The sequence below is a fragment of the Colwellia maritima genome (assembly GCF_022669015.1).
In the GTDB taxonomy this organism is placed as follows: Bacteria; Pseudomonadota; Gammaproteobacteria; order Enterobacterales; family Alteromonadaceae; genus Colwellia; species Colwellia maritima.
Genome location: NZ_JAKKSL010000001.1, coordinates 92,178 through 112,771, shown reverse-complemented (window position 1 = coordinate 112,771; position 20,594 = coordinate 92,178). Strand labels below are relative to the sequence as shown.

19 protein-coding genes, 3 pseudogenes and 1 riboswitch are annotated in these 20,594 nt (G+C 38.2%); of the genes and pseudogenes, 6 read left to right on the top strand and 16 right to left on the bottom strand.

Annotated elements, in window-relative coordinates; translation table 11 throughout:
- Positions 1–74: 74 nt before the first annotated feature.
- Genes L3081_RS00560 through L3081_RS00550 form a run of 3 tightly spaced genes read left to right on the top strand, consistent with a single transcriptional unit; the run spans position 75 to position 4,180 of the window.
- Positions 75–701, top strand: a complete 627-nt coding sequence (locus L3081_RS00560) for a paraquat-inducible protein A (protein WP_242282738.1) — start codon at positions 75–77, stop codon at positions 699–701.
- A complete protein-coding gene (locus L3081_RS00555; RefSeq protein WP_242282737.1) occupies positions 694–1,347 on the top strand; it encodes a paraquat-inducible protein A in 654 nt (217 codons plus the stop codon). Before L3081_RS00560 ends, L3081_RS00555 begins: the two co-directional genes overlap by 8 nt.
- Positions 1,337–4,180 carry a PqiB family protein gene (locus L3081_RS00550; RefSeq protein WP_242282736.1) on the top strand — a complete coding sequence of 948 codons (2,844 nt, stop codon included), beginning with the start codon at positions 1,337–1,339 and terminating at the stop codon, positions 4,178–4,180. Before L3081_RS00555 ends, L3081_RS00550 begins: the two co-directional genes overlap by 11 nt.
- Before the next feature lie 313 nt (positions 4,181–4,493).
- Here L3081_RS00550 and thiE read toward each other — a convergent pair whose 3' ends face one another.
- The 6 genes and pseudogenes from thiE to thiC form a co-directional block, all read right to left on the bottom strand.
- Positions 4,494–6,020: a thiamine phosphate synthase gene (gene thiE, locus L3081_RS27790; RefSeq protein WP_242282735.1), complete on the bottom strand. Its 1,527-nt coding sequence runs from the start codon at positions 6,018–6,020 to the stop codon at positions 4,494–4,496.
- 68 nt (positions 6,021–6,088) lie between these two features.
- Complete coding sequence (locus L3081_RS00540; RefSeq protein WP_242282734.1) at positions 6,089–6,883, bottom strand: thiazole synthase; 795 nt, start codon at positions 6,881–6,883, stop codon at positions 6,089–6,091.
- Positions 6,884–6,888: 5 nt separating this feature from the next.
- The gene (gene thiS, locus L3081_RS00535; RefSeq protein WP_242282733.1) at positions 6,889–7,101 is read right to left on the bottom strand and encodes a sulfur carrier protein ThiS; all 213 of its coding nucleotides are present in this window, start codon (positions 7,099–7,101) and stop codon (positions 6,889–6,891) included.
- Entirely contained in the window at positions 7,085–7,990 is a 906-nt protein-coding gene (locus tag L3081_RS00530; protein WP_274620257.1) for an FAD-dependent oxidoreductase, read from the bottom strand. Before L3081_RS00530 ends, thiS begins: the two co-directional genes overlap by 17 nt.
- Positions 7,936–8,268: an FAD-dependent oxidoreductase gene (locus L3081_RS26035; protein ID WP_274620256.1), complete on the bottom strand. Its 333-nt coding sequence runs from the start codon at positions 8,266–8,268 to the stop codon at positions 7,936–7,938. Before L3081_RS26035 ends, L3081_RS00530 begins: the two co-directional genes overlap by 55 nt.
- Positions 8,268–10,249 (bottom strand): annotated as a pseudogene (thiC, locus tag L3081_RS00525) (phosphomethylpyrimidine synthase ThiC). Before thiC ends, L3081_RS26035 begins: the two are co-directional and overlap by 1 nt.
- An 84-nt stretch (positions 10,250–10,333) precedes the next feature.
- Positions 10,334–10,431: riboswitch (TPP riboswitch) on the bottom strand.
- A 191-nt stretch (positions 10,432–10,622) separates the two neighbouring features.
- Between thiC and L3081_RS00520 the strand changes: the two are divergent.
- Positions 10,623–11,270: a lysoplasmalogenase gene (locus L3081_RS00520; RefSeq protein WP_242282732.1), complete on the top strand. Its 648-nt coding sequence runs from the start codon at positions 10,623–10,625 to the stop codon at positions 11,268–11,270.
- Between the two features lie 310 nt (positions 11,271–11,580).
- On the opposite strand, the gene L3081_RS00515 is transcribed toward L3081_RS00520, so the two are convergent.
- Together L3081_RS00515 and L3081_RS00510 are read right to left on the bottom strand one after the other, a co-directional pair.
- Complete coding sequence (locus L3081_RS00515; RefSeq protein WP_242282731.1) at positions 11,581–12,000, bottom strand: VOC family protein; 420 nt, start codon at positions 11,998–12,000, stop codon at positions 11,581–11,583.
- A complete protein-coding gene (locus L3081_RS00510) occupies positions 11,997–12,386 on the bottom strand; it encodes a VOC family protein (RefSeq protein ID WP_242282730.1) in 390 nt (129 codons plus the stop codon). The genes L3081_RS00515 and L3081_RS00510 overlap by 4 nt, the downstream gene beginning before the upstream one ends.
- A 165-nt stretch (positions 12,387–12,551) precedes the next feature.
- Between L3081_RS00510 and L3081_RS00505 the strand changes: the two genes are divergently transcribed.
- Both L3081_RS00505 and L3081_RS00500 read left to right on the top strand, forming a co-directional pair.
- A complete protein-coding gene (locus L3081_RS00505; protein ID WP_242282729.1) occupies positions 12,552–13,169 on the top strand; it encodes a helix-turn-helix transcriptional regulator in 618 nt (205 codons plus the stop codon).
- A gap of 50 nt (positions 13,170–13,219) precedes the next feature.
- A complete protein-coding gene (locus L3081_RS00500) occupies positions 13,220–14,800 on the top strand; it encodes an FG-GAP repeat domain-containing protein (RefSeq protein WP_242282728.1) in 1,581 nt (526 codons plus the stop codon).
- A gap of 37 nt (positions 14,801–14,837) precedes the next feature.
- On the opposite strand, the pseudogene nrdD reads toward L3081_RS00500, so the two are convergent.
- The 8 genes and pseudogenes from nrdD to L3081_RS00465 all read right to left on the bottom strand — a co-directional run bounded on the left by nrdD (position 14,838) and on the right by L3081_RS00465 (position 20,477).
- Positions 14,838–16,645, bottom strand: a pseudogene (gene nrdD / locus L3081_RS00495) (anaerobic ribonucleoside-triphosphate reductase).
- Positions 16,632–17,144, bottom strand: a complete 513-nt coding sequence (gene nrdG, locus L3081_RS00490; protein ID WP_242282727.1) for an anaerobic ribonucleoside-triphosphate reductase activating protein — start codon at positions 17,142–17,144, stop codon at positions 16,632–16,634. The pseudogene nrdD and the gene nrdG overlap by 14 nt, the downstream one beginning before the upstream one ends.
- Before the next feature lie 284 nt (positions 17,145–17,428).
- Positions 17,429–18,124, bottom strand: a complete 696-nt coding sequence (locus L3081_RS00485) for a hypothetical protein (protein WP_242282726.1) — start codon at positions 18,122–18,124, stop codon at positions 17,429–17,431.
- Positions 18,125–18,255: 131 nt separating this feature from the next.
- The gene (locus tag L3081_RS00480; RefSeq protein WP_242282725.1) at positions 18,256–19,080 is read right to left on the bottom strand and encodes a hypothetical protein; all 825 of its coding nucleotides are present in this window, start codon (positions 19,078–19,080) and stop codon (positions 18,256–18,258) included.
- 5 nt (positions 19,081–19,085) lie between these two features.
- Positions 19,086–19,574, bottom strand: a complete 489-nt coding sequence (locus L3081_RS26030; RefSeq protein ID WP_274620255.1) for a hypothetical protein — start codon at positions 19,572–19,574, stop codon at positions 19,086–19,088.
- Positions 19,575–19,576: 2 nt separating this feature from the next.
- Positions 19,577–20,062 (bottom strand): annotated as a pseudogene (locus L3081_RS26025) (hypothetical protein); the annotation flags it as partial.
- 11 nt (positions 20,063–20,073) lie between these two features.
- Positions 20,074–20,226 carry a hypothetical protein gene (locus tag L3081_RS00470; RefSeq protein WP_242282724.1) on the bottom strand — a complete coding sequence of 51 codons (153 nt, stop codon included), beginning with the start codon at positions 20,224–20,226 and terminating at the stop codon, positions 20,074–20,076.
- Positions 20,226–20,477 carry a hypothetical protein gene (locus L3081_RS00465; RefSeq protein ID WP_242282723.1) on the bottom strand — a complete coding sequence of 84 codons (252 nt, stop codon included), beginning with the start codon at positions 20,475–20,477 and terminating at the stop codon, positions 20,226–20,228. The genes L3081_RS00470 and L3081_RS00465 overlap by 1 nt, the downstream gene beginning before the upstream one ends.
- Positions 20,478–20,594 lie beyond the last annotated feature (117 nt).

The window sequence follows — 20,594 nt, the reverse complement described above, 5'->3', positions numbered from 1 at the left end:
AGCATTTATTGCTGCTTTTTTGTTTTATATTCTAAAATATAAATGATGGTTTTCTTTAAGGTTGAGTAAATTACTTGAGAAAAAATATTGATACTAAACAATTAATTGCCTGCCATCTCTGTGATGCGTTATATGATAAACCTGAGCTAAAACAGGGGCAAAGTGCTAAGTGCGTACGTTGTGGTAGTACGATGGAAGAGCGCAAAGTTAATTCAATAGAGCGCAGTTACCATTGGTCTCTCGCGGGAATAGTTTTATTATTACCTGCCATTATATTACCTATTATGGGCGTAAGTCTGGCGGGGCAGTACCATAATGCTTCTTTGCTTGATTGTATTATTGCATTGATTGATCGTGGCTTTTATATGATTGCTGTTTTAGTTTTTTTATTTGCTATTGCAGTGCCCATTGTTAGGTTATTTGGTTCTTTTTATATTACTTACAGTTTTAAATTTAATAAATTAAAACCGTCGTTGTTGTATTTTTTTCGTGCTTTTCATCATTTAGATAACTGGGCAATGCTTAATGTTTTTATGTTAGGTATTGTTGTATCTATGTATAAATTACTCGATGATACCGAATTATCTGTGAATATGGGGTTGATGGCATTTATTTTATGGTTGATCAGTTCAACGATGGCAGCGGCTACATTAGATCAAGATTATATTTGGCAAAAGTTAGAGGAAGAGTTTGTTGATTAAAACAGCAAAAGATAGCAATCTTGCACTTTGTCCTAAATGCCATAAACTTAATTTAATTAATGGTACATCAGTTCATGAAAGAATCAGGTGTCTGCGCTGTCATGGGTTGTTTTATCAGCGTAAACCGCATAGTTTACAATATACATTAGCGTGGAATATTGCTGCATTAATAGCTTTTATTCCTGCAAACCTTTACCCTATTATGATTATATATTCTTTGGGTATTGGCGAACCGTCAACCATACTGTCTGGTATTGGTCAGTTTGTGGATCAGGGATTATATCCAATAGCGGCAATCATTTTTACCGCTAGTATCATAGTACCTTTACTTAAAATTATTGGTTTATTTGTACTAGTGTATCGAGCACATACGGGGATCAGATTACGACCAGACAAGCACAGCAAATTTTATCATGTGTTAGAATTTTTGGGTCCTTGGTCTATGCTTGATGTTTTTGTTGTTGCTTTACTGGTAGCGGTGGTTGAACTTGGTTTTGTTACGTCAGTTGCAGCCGGCCCCGCCATTAACTATTTCACCCTCACCGTTATTTTTACCATGATAGCGGCCAATAGCTTTGATGCTAGATTATTGTGGGATAAAAAGTCGAAAGGCTTACGGGAAAATAAGGAAAATAATGACAACTGATAAACCGGTCATTAAATATGACCGACGAAAAGCAACCGCAGAAGTTGTGCCTCGCGAAGGTATCTCAATTATTTGGTTTATCCCTTTTATCGCTTTGATTTTTGGCGGTTGGTTAGGCGTTAAAGCATTATCTGAGCAAGGTGTTTTCATTACAATTGAGTTTGAAAATGGCTCAGGCATTGTCCCTAAAAAAACAGAGGTACGTTATAAGGGACTTGTTACGGGTATGGTGAGTAAAGTGGTTCCCTCAGACGATTTACAATCAGTGATTGCTGAAGTGGAAATGTCTAAATCTTTTGCCGATTATCTCACGCAAGATACGCAATTTTGGTTAGTTAGTGCGGATATCTCCTTACAAGGGGTTTCTGGTTTAGATACCTTATTGTCAGGCAGTTATATCAATATTTTGCCCGACACTGACAAAAAGGCGAAAAGCCAAGATCATTTTGTTGCATTAAATGAAGCGCCTCAGTTAGATATGACCACACCAGGTTTACACCTTACGTTAAAGTCTGCTGTGTTAGGTTCTATTAGTGAAGATTCTCCTATTACATTTAAACAAATACCTATTGGTTATGTTACAGGCTATCATTACGCTGAAGATAGCCAAGATATTAATATCAATATATTTATTGAACAAGATTATGCGCACTTAATAAAAGAGAACTCATTGTTCTGGAATACCAGTGGCGTTCAAGTCACGGCATCAATATCAGCAGGTGTAAAAATAAACTCTGGTTCTTTAGGTTCAATTCTTGGCGGTGGGATTGCGGTTGACACGTTAAGTTACCAAGAAAAACGGCCTTCTGCCAAAAATGGTCAAACATTTCCTTTGCATGCTGATTTTCAGTCTGCTGAAATGGGGCATGAAATTGAACTAACGTTAGATTGGAATTCTGGCGTTAACCATAATGCAGCCATTTTGTTTCAAGGTTTAACTATAGGTGCCATAGAATCTTTTAGCAAAATAGATCCTAAAAGCCGTAAAATCACTGCAAAAGCAAAAGTTAACCCGCGTGTTGTGCCTTACTTAACTGATAAATCTCAATTTTATCTCGTGACACCTCGGGTAGATCTTACGGGAATTTCTGATGCACAAACGTTGATAACAGGTGCTTATATTAGTATTCAGCCGTCTTTGGAAGGGGAGCAAACCAATCAATTTACTGTATTCAATACTAAGCCTCCATACCGTTACACTGAGCCAGGCTTACATTTAATTATTGAGTCGAATGATCGTCATTCACTGCAAGTGGGCAGTAATATATATTTTAAACAATTGGTTATTGGTAGTGTTCAAGCGGTGGATACGGTTGATGCAGAACAACATTTAATACACATTCATATTAAAGAGGAATATCAACATTATATAACCTCAACAAGTCATTTTTATAATAATTCAGGATTTAAAGTTAAAGCAAATCTACTAGGTGTTGATGTTGAGGCGCAATCACTGCAAAGCATACTCACAGGTGGCATATCAGTTGTTAACCTTGAAAAAGCAGAAGTAGGAAATAAAAATAGCGATGATAGAACAGTTGAAAAGTCAGTAGTAAATGGCGATAAATTTAGTTTATTCGCCAATAAAAAATTAGCGCAGCAACGCACTCGCTTTACGCTTACTATTTCTGCTAAAGAAAAAATTAACGAAAATACACGAATATTACATCGTGGTGAAGAAATTGGCTCTATTCATCATATAGAAATTGCAGGCGAGCACAGTAAATTATATTTAGGATTGTTACCTGAATATGAAAGTATTTTAAAGGAAGGAACACAATTTTGGTTGGCAAAACCTAGTTTGAATTTATCAGGTACAACCGATACCGATGCTTTGTTAGGTGGTGCTTACATAACCTTTAATTTAAATGAGAAGAGCACAAAACCCAAAACAGATTTTGTGTTACTAACAGTACCACCGGCTAAATTCTCTAGTGCAGCAGGGTTACAATTAAGCTTGGTTACTGGCAGTGCAAACGTTGCTACACCGGGTAGCAGTATTAGTTATCGTGGAGTTGTTGTAGGGCAGGTTGATAATATAACCTTAGATAAAAAAGCGGATAAAGTGCGCGTTAATATTACTATTGATGAAGAACATGCCTCATTAATACGGCAAGACACACGGTTTTATAATGCCAGTGGCTTAATGCTTAGCGGAGGATTAGGTGACTTTATCGTGAAAACAGAATCAATTGACGCTATTTTGCGTGGTGGTATCAGTTTTTATAATCCAGACACAGACAACAGTAATCAACCCAAAGCTGCAGTAAAAGAACTCGACAGTTTTGAATTGTTTGAACATTTTGAGCAGGCTAAAAATGCAGGCTTGGCCATTAGTATTCATTTTAATGACTTTACTGGTTTAAAAGAAACAACCAAGGTTATTTATCAAGAGCAAGAAATAGGCGCAGTTACGCGTTTAATTTTTAACGAGGATGAGGTTGGGGTAACCGCTTTAGTGTTACTTAATGATAAAGGCGCTAAATTTGCAAAGCAAGGCACGCAATTTTGGGTTGTTCAACCTGAGATAGGTTTAGTCGGCTCTAAAAATGTTGCCTCATTGTTGGAAGGTGCTTTTATTTCCATGTTACCTAGCAACATCGCCAAAAATCAACAAACGGCATTTGAAGCACTTGCTTTGCCACCAACAGTTAAACAACGCCCGTATGGTTTAAATATTAAATTGATAGCTAAGCGTTTAGGCTCGGTACGTATTGGTAACCCTGTGCTTTATCGTCAGGTTAAAGTGGGAGAAGTGATTGGTATCGATTTATCGCCCACTGCAGATACAGTGGACGTTTTTATTAATATTGCCGGCGTTATGCTCCTTTAGTTAATCGTGGCAGCAAGTTCTGGAATACTAGTGGTATTAATATTGAAGCCAGTGTTTTTTCAGGGGTTAATATTGATTCTGAATCAATTGAAACCTTAATTTCTGGTGGTATTGCTTTTGCTAGCCCTGAGTTAGATATTGATGAAGATCTAGCAGATGATCAAGTAGGCGATAGCTTACCAAGTAAACATTTTACTTTGTACCAAGACGTGCAAGAAGAGTGGTTAGAGTGGCAGCCCAAAGTTGCTATTGGCCAATAAAATAAGATAAATTAAATACTTAAGCGCTTAGCTTCACTGTGCACTGGCTTGTTTTAATATGAAGCAAGGGTCAATGTGACGAGTTGTTTCAGGGCTTGTTCCGGTTCTTTGGCCTCAGTTATTGCGGTAACGACGGCAATACTTTCAACGCCTGTGGCGAGCACTTGTGCTGCATTTGTTATGTTAATGCCGCCAATAGCCACAACAGGTATTTGTTTTTTGGATGGTTGGGGTCTTAACGCCAGTAATTGCTGTAAATTATCAATGCCTTGAATTTGTCCTGTCATGTTTTTTGTTTTGGTTGGGAATATTGCACCAATGGCTAAATAGGACGGTTGTAGTTGTTGTGCCAATAAAAATTCATAACAGCCGTGGGTGCTAATGCCTAATCGTAATCCTGCCTGTTGAATTTGCGCTAAGTTTGCATCACTTAAATCTTCTTGGCCAATATGTACCCCGTAAGCACCGTGTTTAATAGCGAGTTGCCAATAATCGTTAATAAATAGTCGTGTTTTATAAGGTTTTGACAAGGCAATAGCCTCACTAATGATCTGCTCTAGTGCTGCCCCTGAAACATTTTTTATACGCAGTTGAATAATTTCAAGCCCTAAGGGTAATAAACGTTTTAACCAGTAAATCGATCCAATAACAGGGTATAAACCTAGTTTTTTCCCATGTAAATTTAGTGAATTAAATGCGGGTAATAACTGATAAGTAACACTTAACTCATCAATCACTTTTGGGAAGTAACTTGCTGTAGACGGCCAAGTTTGTTGGTCAAACGCACCATAATATTGATGACCGTTTTCTGCGCTTAAGTGCTCACTGGCTAACAAGCCTTGATTGATAAAAGCTTTAGTTAAAGTGAAGGCATCACGTATTAAATATCCTTGCGCAAGAAAACTTGCTAAAGCGGTAGCAAAGCTACAGCCACCACCATGATTATAATGAGTGTTAACTCTATTGCTGCTTAAGTGATAACTGATGGCTGTTTTTGTTTTATCTCGCGGGTATTGGCTATCTTGTTTTGCTTTATTTAGTTGATTTAATTGGTGATAACAATAATCACGACAGTTTTGTTGATCATCATTGTGTCCCCCTTTAATAAGCACAGACGTAATAGAGAAATCATGATGAATTTTTTCTGCTAATTGCGCAATGTTGATCACATCACTAATCCCTGTGAGCGCTTTTGCTTCGAGCAAGTTCGGTGTTATAACCTCTATTTGCTGTAATAATGGGGTTAATTGAGTCAAGGTTAAGGTATTGAAACTTCCACCCACACTGGCTTGACCAACGGGATCATAAACGCTGAGTAGGTCAGGTATCTGCTTTTTATAACGTGTTAATAATCGGGTTAACCATTGCACTTGCTCTGTATTAGCAAGTAAACCTATTTTGATGACCGATGGTGGTTTATCATGAATTAGTATGTCAGCTTGCTGTTGTAAAATATCGACCGATATAGGGTAAACTGATGTTAATTGATGGGAGTTTTGTACGGTATTAGCGGTGATTAATGTGCATACTTCAACGCCTAAACCATGAGCTGTTTTTATATCTGCAGCAATACCAAGCACCACCTGAGCAATCGCTGCCCGAAATACTCCAAATGATTGGTTTTTTTTTATTATGTTTGTTTATCATGTTAATTTTGATGCCAAAATGGCGTGTCTAATGTCGGGGTTGATGGATGAGCGGTTTGTCTTTGTTCCATAATTCCCGCAACATAACCTTGTTCACCTGCCTGTAAGGCTTGGTTAAAAGCTTTTGCCATTAATACAGGGTTGTCAGCTAGGGCAACGGCGCTATTAAGTAAAACGCCGTCATAGCCCATTTCCATTGCTAAGCAAGCATCTGATGGCTTACCAATGCCTGCATCTAATATCAGTGTGGCTTGTGGTAAACGCAACCGTATGGTTTCTAAGTTATAGGGGTTCATTAAACCTTTACCTGTGCCAATAGGTGAGGCCCATGGCATGATCACTTGGCAACCTAAATCATAAAGTCGTTGGCATAAAACCAAATCGTCAGTGCAATAGGGCAGTACGTTAAAACCGTCATTAATGAGTTGCTCTGCAGCATTAAGTAACTCAATTGGGTCAGGTTGTAAATTATAATCATCACCGATTACTTCGAGTTTAAGCCAATTAGTTTGGAAAATTTCTCGACTCATTTTCGCCAATGTTATGGCTTCTTTTGCTGTTTTACAGCCGGCGGTGTTCGGTAATAAAAAGCCGTTCACATACTTAACAACGTCTTGCAAGTATTGCCATATTTGTTGACCAGACTGTTCATTTGGGTTTTGCCTTTTCAACGATAAAGTAACAACTTGTGATCCACTGGCAAGTATTGCTTGTTTCATTATTTGTGGCGAAGGATAAAGGGCGCTGCCAATAAGTAAACGGCTGTTAAGTTGTTGTCCGTAAATATTGAGTGACATAGTGCTTATCCGCCTTGGATGGGTTGTAAAACATCGAGACTATCGCCGTTGTTAACGATTGTGGTGTCATAATCTGTTTTACCGACAAAGTCACCGTTAAGCGCTACCGCAAAGGTACTTTGTTGCGATTCTATAAAATGAAGTGTTAAGGCGGCAGTGACCGTAATGCTAACTTCGTGTGGGAGTGAATAGGCTTTACCATTAATGTGAATATTCATAAGGCGGCTCTTCTTTTGTCAATAGGGTTGTGTCAATCTTCGTGGTTAATAAACCAGTATAGGGCAGAATGTCATTTGTACTATTTTTAATATTTTTAATAAGCGCGAGTACTTGTGTTAATACTACAGGGGAGATTAAAAAGCCGTGACGAAATAGGCCATTTACCTGCATTAACGACTTGTGGACACTGATTTTGGGTTGGTTGTCGCTAAATGCGGGTCGACATTGACTAATATGCTGACGAATATTAGCTTCGGCAAAACCAGGGTGAACACTGTAAGCTGCGCCGAGTAACTCCATCGCTGAGCGCACCGTCATGTTGGCTTGGTCATCGCTTTCAATTTCGGTAGCACCTACCACATAAAAGCCTTTGCCTTTGGGGGCAATGTAAAGTTGGTATCTTGGGTGCATTAACCGAATGGGGCGTGAAATATGCACATCAGGTGCGAATAGTTGAAATAATTCGCCACGAACAGAACGCAAATCCATTAAGGGGGCACATTCATGACTTGCTTGTTTTTTTGTTGCGCCTGTGCCGCGGCAATCTATTACTAAATCAAATGATTGAGTTTGCTGTTGAGCATCTTTGGGTTCGTACGTCAGAGTACAGCCTTGTTCATTATTCTGTATTTGGGTGACCAAACATTCACTGAGCCACTTAACACTTTCTGCTTCAAGCTGCTTGCGTAAGGCCACAAGTAAACGGCGGTTACCTATTTGTCCTTCTTGGGGTAAATATAAACCGTGATTAAAACTTCTGCCTAATTCTGGCTCTAACGCAAGTAATTGAGCCCGATTTAGGGTCTGTAAATCTTGCTCAGGGTAATGACTTGTTAAATGACGAACAAAACGTAGGTAATCACCTTTGTCTTGTTCGTGACTGACCATAATGGCACCTGTTTGCTTTGGAAAAAGGTGTGTTCATCTAAACTGGCTAGTAATGTTGGCCACAACAATAATGATTCAAAGCCCATGGCAACAATATTCGCTTCACTATGTAATGACTCACCTAACGGGGTTAATAACCCCGCAGCAGCATAAGCAGCGCTGTTATGTGCTAACTTGTTGTCTCTATCAAATAGCGTTACGTTATATTCTGATTGACGATGTAATGATAGGGCTATTAGTCTTCCTATTAGCCCAAGACCAACAATGGCAATGTTCATTATTGAGTTACATGGTAGATTTCACTACCGGTTGCTTTAAACTCAGCTGACTTTTCTGCCATACCTTTTGCTGCGTCAGCGTCAAGTATTAGCGTTTCATCTAGCAGTTGAATTTCAATTTTTTTGCCTGACTCAAGATCGGCTGCATAATCGCGTACTTCTTGAGAAATTTTCATTGAACAGAATTTAGGACCACACATAGAGCAAAAATGGGCAATTTTTCCTGATTCTTGGGGTAAAGTTTCATCGTGATAGGCTTTTGCTCTTTCAGGATCTAAACCAATATTAAACTGATCATACCAACGGAATTCAAAACGGGCTTTACTCATGGCATTATCACGAATTTGTGCACCAGGGTGTCCTTTGGCTAAATCACCGGCATGAGCAGCAATTTTGTAAGTGATCAAACCTTCTTTCACATCGTCTTTATTGGGGAGGCCTAAGTGCTCTTTGGGGGTTACGTAACACAACATAGCACAACCATACCAACCAATATTAGCGGCTCCAATACCTGAGGTAATATGATCATAACCAGGTGCAATATCTGTAGTTAATGGCCCTAAGGTGTAAAACGGTGCTTCACCACAATGCTCAAGTTGCTCTTCCATATTGGCTTTGATCATGTGCAGTGGCACGTGACCAGGGCCTTCAATAATGGTTTGCACGTCATGCTGCCAAGCGATTTTGGTTAATTCACCTAACGTATGTAATTCAGCAAATTGCGCTTCGTCGTTCGCATCTGCCACAGAGCCTGGACGTAAACCATCACCCAATGAGAACGACACATCGTATTGCTTTAAAATTTCACAAATATCTTCAAAATGTGTGTATAAAAAGTTTTCTTTATGATGCGCTAAACACCACTTAGCCATAATAGAGCCACCGCGAGAAACAATGCCTGTTACGCGTTTTGCCGTCATGGGGACATAACGCAGTAAAACACCGGCATGAATAGTAAAGTAATCTACGCCTTGTTCCGCTTGTTCGATTAACGTATCGCGAAAAATTTCCCATGTTAGGTTTTCAGCAACCCCGTTAACTTTTTCAAGGGCTTGATAAATTGGCACAGTGCCAATTGGTACGGGCGAGTTGCGTAAAATCCATTCACGGGTTTCATGAATGTTACGACCTGTGGATAAATCCATGACTGTATCTGCGCCCCATTTTACTGACCAAACCAGTTTTTCAACTTCTTCCTCAATGGATGACGTCACTGCAGAGTTACCAATATTCGCATTAACTTTAATTAAAAAATTGCGGCCTATGATCATCGGCTCACATTCAGGGTGATTAATATTTACGGGGATAATGGCTCGGCCACGGGCTACTTCATCACGGACAAATTCAGGGGTTATTTGTTCCGGAATACTCGCTCCAAACGACTGACCTTTGTGTTGTTGTAGTAAAATTTCGTCTTTTACTTGTTCCCGTTTTAAGTTTTCACGGATGGCAATATATTCCATTTCTGGCGTGATAATACCTTGGCGCGCGTAATGCATTTGGGTAACATTTTTACCGGGTTTGGCAATGCGCATTTTAGGTAAATGTTCGAACCGAATATGATCAACACCTTCATCAGCAAGACGTTGTTGTGCATATAAAGAACTATTAGATGATAAGAATTCAACATCATTACGGGCATCAATCCACGATTCACGTAAACGAGGAATACCTTGGTGAACATCAATGTCCACATTTTCATCCGTATAAAATCCTGACGTATCGTAAACACATAAAGGTTCGTTTTTTTCGTAGACGGGGTTGTCTTTGTCGCCACCATTCCCAGGTGAAATGAGGGTGTCTGACAGGGTGATTTCGCGCATACCAACGTTAATATTATGCAATTTCCCCTTCACATAGATTTTTTTGAATTAGGAAATGATTGTGCTGATACATTCTCTAAAAAAGCTTGTGCAGCCTCACGCTTTTCACGTCTGGTTAATGTGGTTTTCTCTGGTATAGTTTTTGGTTGTTCGCTCATGGTCGCTACCTATTTTTAATAAATCAAAAAAGAAGCGGAATGACAACAATAAAGGTGTGTAATGAAGAAAGCAGCGTTTGAATTGTGCTGTTTATTCTTGTTTCCTACGCAGATACTAATCTGTTCAGGTATTACGGATCCCGCTTACGCGATCTCAGCCTTTGGCACTCCGACAAGTCTACGTTACTAGTTGTGCTAATAACGCGAGCAAATTCTAACGTGGGCGTTATGTAATAAGCAAGCAAAAACTCAATAATTGTTTTGCCATAAATATTTTTTTATAGTTGCTTAATTGCCAGATATTGATTAAAAATGAAAAGCTTGTCACCATGAGCCCATTCACTAAACCATTATCAAACACAGTTACTATAAAATGAATAAACAATTAACACTTCTTTTTAGTCTGTTGGCAGTTAACTTTGCTTTGTCCACTTTTATTAAGCCTTACCCGTTAAGTTGGGCTGTTAAATTGTTACCCATGTTATTGTTGATCGGTGTCAGTTGGCAGCTGCTTAAAGATAAGACTATAGCGGGGAAGTTCTTTGTTGCAGGTTTGATTTTTTCAGCCTGTGGCGATTTTATTCTTGATTATGATCGTGGTAATTGGTTTATCTTTGGCTTAGGTGCCTTTTTTATTGCCCACTTATGCTACTTAGTCAGTTTAAAACCTTATATAAAAAATTGGCGTCAAGTTAAATGTTATATTGCTCTGGTGTGTTACCTTATTTATGGTGCTCTAATGCTGACAATATTGGCAAATGGCTTAGGGGAGCTATTTATACCAGTAGTTGCGTATATGAGCATATTGCTTTTAATGGCTCTGGCAACAATATTTAGTGAAAAATCGAATGTTTGGTTAGTTGTTGGTGGTATAAGCTTTGTTTTGTCTGATTCATTAATAGGCTTTGATAAATTTTATTTGCCTATAGATAATGTTCATTTTGCTATTATGGTGAGCTATTACTTTGCGCAATTTGCTTTACTGAAAGGATTTAGTCAGTCGTTTAAACGCAACCCTTAAAATACAGATAACAAAAAAGCAGTAGAGCCTGGACCATACTGCTTTTTAAGATTCATGCTTGAGCGAGAAGTTAAGCTTCTGTTTCGTCAACTTTCTTGTCAGTAGACTGTTCTACTGCTTGTTCTTGCTCTTTTTTCTCTTCATGGCCTTCACCGCCACAACCGCCACAACAACCCATAAGGGACTCCTAGTAGAAATAATTAAGTGGCAATGATAGTACCTGAGTAAATTACTCGGGTACTTGATTGGGATCAACAAAGTCGCTCATTAATATGCGAGTGTGGTTTTCAAGGCAACTATTTATTAATCTTCACTCATAGCTATTTCTTTGACTAGGTATATCACTGTGATATTGCACAAATTCAACCTCATAACCATTGGGGTCAATGTAATAAACGTTATCTCGGACAGTTTCTTCAGCACCTTCTTTATCGACAATGAAGCCGGCTTGCGCTAATCGTTCAATTATCCCTTTAAGATCGTTAGTTACAAAGGCAAAATGGGCAAGTCCCACTTGATGACCAGTTAAATCACGGTTTTCACCCACACCATCATCATTAAAAGCAAGGTATTGATAATCATCACCAAAGTGCACCCAATTTCTTGGTTTGCCATACCATTTGCCTTCACCGCCACCACGCACACGCCAGTGAGGAAATGCAGCTTGATAAAAAGATAAGGTCTGTTGAATATCACTTACAACTAAATTTATATGTTCTAAAGTAATCATGTAGATCTCCTATTATGTTTCACTTTCCAAGGGGGATTAAGACGGTTTTCACCTGCCCAATAAAATTTGAGTTGGTTGTTGTCAGGATCAAACAATATCGCTTCACGCCATAGATAACGTTGGTCTGTTGGTAATTGAGCAAAGTTGAATCCTTTCTTTTGTAACTTTTTAATGTATTGGTCTAAAGTTTCAAGCTCAAAGTAGATTACTGCGCCATTGTTGAATTTTTGATCTGTTACACTGAGGGAAAACGTAGCATCACCTTCAGGGCAGCTAAATCTAGTGTAATGGGGAGTATCAACAATTAACTCAAATCCTAAATTGATATAAAAACGAATGCTTTCTTCGATATTTTTTACGGGCAGCGTAATTTGATTTAAATTCATTGAAACTCCAATGCTATTATGTAAATTAAAATGTTTATTAATTATTAAGTAAAGTATTATCTTTACTTAATAAAGTCAAGAATAAAATAAATAAAAAAGTTTACATAATGTGAAAGTAGGTAATAATAGGCTCGTTGTTTTAAACCTATTTATTTCGGGGCTGCGATGAAAACCCATGATAAGATTTTAAATCTATTAAAAATTGAAGGGGCATTAACTGCTAAGACATTAGCCGAAGAACTTGGTCTAACAACCATGGGAATTCGTCAACATGTACTGGCACTAGAAGAGTCAGGTGATGTTACTTATAAAGATGAAAAGGCCGCAAGGGGGAGACCAACACGTTTTTGGTCATTAACTGAAAAAAGTAATGAACATTTTGCCAACCGACATGATGAATTAACGGTACAGCTCATTGATTCAGTTATTGCGGTGTTTGGTGATGACGGTTTAGAAAAACTCATTGCCAATAGAGAAGTGTCGTCTATGCGTGCTTACGGTGTGGCATTAGCTGATCAGTACGGAGTAGAAGAAAAATTAGACAGGTTAGCCAGATTGCGGACTGATGAAGGTTATATGGCAACGGTTACACGTGAAGAAGACTTTTATTGGTTGTTGGAAAACCATTGTCCTATCTGTGCGGCTGCAACTAAATGCAATAATTTTTGTCGAAGTGAATTACAGTTATTTCAACATTTACTGAGTGATGTGGCACACGTGACAAGAGAAGAACATATTATTGAAGGCGCGCGACGTTGTGCGTACAAAGTTGTGCCGTTATAAATTGAGTAACCTGCTGTGGTGGCTTTGGTATATATTAAATAAGGACTGTTATGCATTATAGATTATTGGTAGGTGTGATTTTTTGCTTGGGATGTTTTAACGTTACAAAAGTATGTGCCAATTCCAGTAAGCTAGTTGGCACCAAGGTAGAGTTTGATCATTACACTATTACAGCACCCTTTAAGGTTAGCTCACCAGTTATTGCGGTTGAGTTAGCCACTAATGAACAACCCCCAATGGATGAGCTTGTTCTGATTGGTATAGATAAGGTAAAGCAAACTTGGTTAGCTGTTTATATGTTTGATGTATCGAAAAATGGGTATGTCTTGCTTGATAAAATACAACTTTCTGACGAATATTTCGCCTATGATGTTAGTGACAATAATGAAGGGCTATATTTTTTAGCAAAGGATGAGGTGGTTTCGCTTAGGTATATTGATCCTGTGCATACAGATAAGAGTATCAATGAAAATCACAAGGTGCCTACTGGTTTATATCTACAACATAAACAAGATATTAAGTCGATTTATTTGCTCAATAAATCAAATTTTCTAGCCAATAAAGACTTTATCCAAGATATCAATAAAGATGGTATTGATGACATTATTTTACCTGATTTTGAACAAACTAATTTATGGATTTTTTCAAAAGACAACCAACTACTCACCCCGCAACATCTGAATATTAATGCACAAGTTGCGTTTATTAGAGAGGGAATTAACTTCACACCTCGTGCCATTTTTTTTGCTGACTTTAATCAAGACCAACAACAAGATATTGCTTGGATTTCAAAAGGGAATATCAATTATTTTAGCCAAAATCCGGATGGAACATTTTCGAATAAAGCAGAACATTTACCATTGGCTGATACCATCCATGGTTTAAATTGGTGGCAAATAACAGAATCTGACGGTGAAAGCCCTGATCAAAGCAACTTAACGCACCGTGTTGTGGAGGAAATAAAAGATATTAACGGCGATGGGGTAGCAGATATTATAGTGCGCTTTACCCAAAGTTCAGGCGTGCTTGAACGAGCCAACGATTATGAGTTTTATTTCGGTTATATCAATGAAAATAAAAGATTAACATTTAAAAAAACGCCAAACACAGTGATAAAAGCTGAGGGCACATTAACAGGGCTAAACATTGTTGATGTGAATGATGATAATAAATTTGAAGTGTTGTTGTCTTCGTTTGAACTCAGTGTTAGTAATATTATTGGCACTTTGTTGTCAGGTGGTATAGATCAAAATGTATTGTTATTTGCGCTAAATGATGACGATGAATATGAAACAGATGCGCTGATTAGTAAGGAAGTCGAATTAAGTTTTAGTTTAACGTCAGGACAAAGTGGTGAGCCTATAGTACTGTTAAGTGATGTAAATGGCGATAAAAGGCAAGATTTAATATTATCGTCGGGAGAAGAAAAATTAACTATTTTTTTGGGTAACAATAGTTCTAGGCTTTTTAACCGCAAAGGCAGTAAATATAAAATGCTATTGCCTAAAAATGGCGCGTTATTTGAACAACATGATATTAATCATGATGGTAAAGCAGACTTTATTATGCGTTATGGTCGCTTAGATGAAGAAAGTATGGCTAGCAAAGTAACCATACTCATGGTGCAGTAATTTTTACAGATTTAATATAATCGGTCTAAAGCAGTTGCTAGGCAGCTGTTGTATTTTGTTCATGTTTGGGTGCATTTTTGTGATAGTAACGTAATGCATGTTCTTTCTGGCGGCCTTGGCTAAAAGCGGTTACCCGTTTTAAATAACCGATAACACGTGTGCCATGGTCAATATTATCGCTTCCACAGGCATCACAATGCGTTAAAGTACGCTTATCTATTTTTTCACATGCATTACATATGGTGATCTTTACGTTGGTACAGAAATAATTGCAGCCTGTTACTGCAGCCACATTAAATAATTTTAAATACGCTTCGGTAGATAACGTTTCATCTAAATTCAAATGTAAAGCTGAGCCACCATCTAAATATTGGGTAATTTCCTTACCATGCAGTACAAATTTATCGAGATGATTGGTGTTGTCGTCTTCCACTAAATAAAAGTAAGAATTGTAGCAATCACGATTGACTTGGTAACCATCTTTACTATCCCATTTAGCATTTTTAATGCCCAGATTTTCGGCAGGTACAAATTCGGTGTTAAACATATAACCATAACGTTTTTTGGCATCTTGATTGGCTTTATAAATAACTTTTAGCTGACTGCTAACAAAGTCTTTATAAGCTTGATTATTACTCACCGTGATATTGTTATATTCTGCTGCCTCAGCCATACCATTTATGCCAATGGTTAAAAACTGTTTATCAAGGGTAATAAAACCGGATCGTAAACAGATAAAGCGCCTTGGGCTTTGTAGTCTTCCATCAGTTTACGGTAAGCAACTTGGTATTTTTGAATTTTTTCAATTTCGGTTTGCAGATCACGACCGTCTTGCACAAGCCTGTTCATGTTTAACGTAATAACGTTAATTGAGCCTGTGGCAACACCACCTGCACCTAAGGTATAGGAAAACGTATTGTCGGAAATTTCATTGCGTAACCGGCAGCAAGAGGCAAGAGAATCAGGACTATCTGATAAGTAAATGAAAAAAGAATTCCCTTGTGCTTTTTGTTCAGCTAATTGGCGAGCAAAATCTAAATCTTTACACTGCCCGTTTTCAGTTAACATCGCGGCAGTCACAACGGGGAATGTTAGTACTGATTTTTCGCGTTCCTGATTTAACCAACCAAGAAAGAATTGTTGTAGGCTTTCTACTGTTTGCCAGTTTGGCTTACTGAAGTCGGGAAAAACAAAATCGTCAAACATGGCTGCGAAATAATGTTGATCAAATAATGAAATATTCCAAAAAACACTTTGATAACCACGTGCTGCTGCGGGTTGATTAATAGCATAAACTACATGTTGTAGGTGATTTTCTATGGCTTTAGTATGGGTAGTTAAATAATTATTTCCGTATTCAATACGAGCAAAATAATCAAAATAAGTAAGGAATTCAACGGTAGCCACAGCGCCAAGAAATTGTGCTGAAATAGCAAAAATAAGATTCACAAAAGAGCCACAAAATGACTCTAAATGTTTAGGTGCTTTTGACTCACCGCCTAGTTTTGTTAAACCGTCTAGTAAGAATGGGTACATGCTGACGGAGGTACAGTAGGGTTTTAAACTGGTTTCATCATGTACGTATATTTCATGATTTTCAATTTGTCGTAAGTATTCGTTGGCTAGTTCGTCGTTGAAGGTTTCACGGATTTTATCTTGCACTAAAGCGCGGTTTATTTGCACAAAGCAATCTTTTAATAATTCTGCTTCTAATGTTGCAATATTTTTATGGCTAACATTAGCGTTGGCATCCATTTTTGAACCATCAGCAGCATTTTTTGCTAAAAAATAATGGTAGATGAAATCTTTTTTATTGTTTATTTGTTCTTCATTAAGCCGCAACATTGTTGGTTCCTTCTTTTGTTGAGTGATTGTTTGACTTGTTTAAATGATTCTTTATAAATAAATGATTAAGCGTTTCGCCAGTGTTGACGTTACGAAAAATTTGATTAGTGGTGTTGCTTTCTAAGCCACCAAGTTCGGCTTGCCATGGCCCTGTTTTTAAAAAATTTAAATGTTGATAGATATTAATATCGATATATCTTTCACCTGAATAGAGGCATGTTTTCAACCCCAAATTTTTGGCAATAAGTAGTTTTTCTATTAATGCATGTCGTTGCCATTCACCGCCAAAAAATACCACACAGCTAATTAGGCCTTGGTATTTTTTTAGCCATGTAATAAACGCTTTGTTGGTTAGTGCACTGCCATAATTTTCGTTCCACAATTCTGTGCTGTGACAGCCTTTACAGCCAACTTTGCAGCCAGTAATGCTAAAGCATAAACTGATTTCGTTAGGTACTTCTTGAAAAACAACAGAGGGAGGGAGGCAATTGAACTCCATGTGAAAACCTATATATTGTGTTTGTTTTATTTGTTAGCACAATATATAGTGTTTTAAGGGTGTTCGTAGTTGATCGAGATCAACTTTATTGTTAATGTTTTTCTATATATGTGTTTTGTTTTTTATCTAGCACAATATATAGTGTTTTTATGGTCAGGGGAGTCTAGTATTTCATGTTAGTGGGTATTAATTGCTGATAATGCTGATATCATCAACCGCACTTTGAATCACCACATGAGACACAAGTTAAACAACCGTCAAGTTTGATTACCGCATTGCGTACTTTACACTTTGGGCAGTCCAAACGCATTGGGCATGCCGGCGTCCTCATTATCTACCTGCGTTGAGGTAATAGTCGAGTTATGACTTTGTAAGTATTCAGTCTTTTTTTCTTCAATAATGGCTTTGGCTTCGTTTGATAGTTCAATCGCTTCAACTGTAACACCGCAAGTTTTTTCTACATGATAAGCAATAGTATCAGCAATAGCTGAAACCATTGACTCAATGTACCTTGGATTACCACCCCGAGTATGTTGCCCGAACCAACCTGCATTAGGTGAGGAGACTTCTCGTAGCTCATCAAGTAAAAACATGTATTCACCCCCTTTACGAAATACAGCCGACATCATAAAGGTTAGGGCATGTACCCATTGAACATTTATTTTGTCTTTGGTGTTAATGAATATTTCATAAGGACGAACTTCTTCTAAATCTGTACCTTCATTAAGCACAACGTTAGAAATGCTCACGTAGTAGGCGTGATCATATCCTGCTGATGCTTTAATCTTATAAGTTCTAGAATCGAGTTCTTTAGGGCGGGTGGTTTTTTCAATAACCTCGATAGACTGAGGTGATTCTTCTGGGATTGCTTGCGTGTTATTTTTTTTGTCTAAAGCAAGGTCTTGCTTATTTACTACAGCTACACCGATAATTTTTTTACTGATTTCAATCGGCTTTTGTGTTGAAAATGGTTGTGTCATGAGGTATCTCTGTTAAATAACTGATAGTGAATCCAGTCGAATAAGTTAAGTTTACTAGTAAGCGAAAATATACTGTTGCTTACTTGCTTTTGTATAAATAGGCATCTAGTTAATGTACTAAAAATCAGGTGCTAAAAGCGGCCGTATTGCCCTTCTTTTATTGCCTCAAATAGGTTTGAGGCAATATGCTCTTGCCCCTCATAAATAACAGTTTCATTGCCTTTAACAGTGATTACTTCGCCGCCTTCAACGGTGAACTGATATTCGGTGTTGGCTAGATCGGTTTCATTGACAAGCACCCCTGAAAAATTTTCAGGGTTAAAGCGAAAAGTAGTGCAGCCCTTCAGTCCTTCTGTATAAGCTTCTAGGTAAACATTTTCAAAATTTTCAAAAGGAAAATCTGTTGGAATATTAACTGTTTTAGAGATAGAGCTGTCAATCCATTGCTGAGCTGCGGCTTGTACTGCGACATGTTCTGATGGGGTTACGGTAGAGGTATCAACAAAACTTTCAGGTAATTGAGATAAGTCTAATGACAACACTGAGCCCATTTTGCTCATAGGTAATTCCCAATCAGCGCCATGTGTACTTTTCATCAAACGTTCGTACGCTAAAACTTCGGCAGAACGCACATTCACTTGTTGTTTGGTAGATTTTCCTGGGACAATTACATTACGTTTATAATCATGGGCAAAACTTGGTTCTATGCCATTGCTAGCGTTGTTTCCTAATGATAAGGCAATGGTTCCTGTTGGAGCAATAGAGCTGTGGTGAGTAAATCGCAGCCCTGTTGCAAGAGCCTCTTTTACCCATTTTTCACCTAATTCAACCACAATATTTTTCATATATCGACTGTAGTTAACGTGTAATTCAACCCCTTTAACTTGATCACCCAACTTGTATTTTTCTGCTAACTCTGGACGTTTACGTAATAAAGTACCAGTGATGGTATACATTTCGTTTAAGAAGGGCGCCCCCCTTTTTCTTTTGCTAGTTTTGTTGCTTCGCGCCATCCTTCTAATGCAAGGTGTTTAGTTACTTCTCGGGTAAATTCTACTGAATTGTTTTTACCGTATTTCATACCAAGCATGGTCATGGCTGAGCCTAAACCTAAATACCCCATGCCGTGGCGGCGTTTATTTTCAATTTCAGCGACTTGCTCAGGCAAGGGTAAACCGTTAATTTCTACCACGTTATCTAACATGCGAGTGAAAATACGAACAACTTTTTTAAAACGCTCCCAATCAAAACTTGCTTGTGCGGTAAATGGATTACTGACAAAGGCAGTTAAGTTAATTGACCCCAATAAGCAAGAGCCGTTTGGCGGTAATGGCTGCTCTCCACAGGGATTGGTTGCCCTAATTAGTTCGGCAAACCAATTGTTATTATATTCATTCACTTTATCTATTAAAATAAACCCTGGCTCCGCATAGTCATAAGTTGCATTCATGATCATGTTCCACAAATTTTTTGCGCGGATTGTTTTGTACACTTTACAGGCCGTTTCACCGGATGGTTTACTATGTAACCGTCCATCGTTAACGGCCATTCTCGCCAGATCACGTCATCAGTATTATTATCAGGATCAAAGTTAAGCCCTAACTGACTAATTTCATTTTTATTGGTAGGGAAAACTAATTGCCAATCGGCATCAGCTTTGACGGCTTCCATAAATGGGTCGGTAATTAAAATAGATAAGTTAAATTGGCGTAAACGGCCATCTTCACGTTTCGCTTTGATGAATTCCATGATGTCGGGATGTTGGCAGTCAATTGTGCCCATTTGGGCACCGCGACGACCACCAGAAGAGGAAACAGTTTTACACATGGTGTCAAAGATATCCATGAAGGGTAAGGGGCCTGAAGTGGTTGCACCTGCCCCTGCAACAAAACCGCCGTCTGGGCGAATGGTTGAAAAATCATAACCAATTCCACAACCCGCTTTGAGTGTTAAGCGGCTTTACTGACTGCTTCACCCACGATACCTTGCATTGAATCTTCAATGGTGGCGGAAACGGTACAATTAATGGTTGATGCCGTAGGCTTCTGCTCGTCGGCACCCGCATTGGAAATAATACGTCCTGCGGGCACTGCACCATTCATTAATGCCCATAGAAATTCTTCACGGTATTTCTGTTGTTTCTTTGGGTTGTTTCTACGTTTGCAATTGCTTTTGCAACACGTTCAAATGTATCGATAACGCTATGGTCAACAGGTGTACCAGAGGAGGTTTTTAATTGGTATTTTGAACGCCAAATATCTTGAGATGCAAGTTGTAAATGTTTAGGGTCAAAAACTGCTGATGTTGTGAGAGTGTCTTCCGTCACTTTTTCGTCAATTATCTCATTGTTCATTATTTATCTTCTCATGATTTTTTGCTTTGCTTTGCATAGTGCAGTGAAATGAGTGCTTAAAAACAGACAAACACCCTTTTTTATATTGAATTCAATAGTTGATCGAAATCACATGCT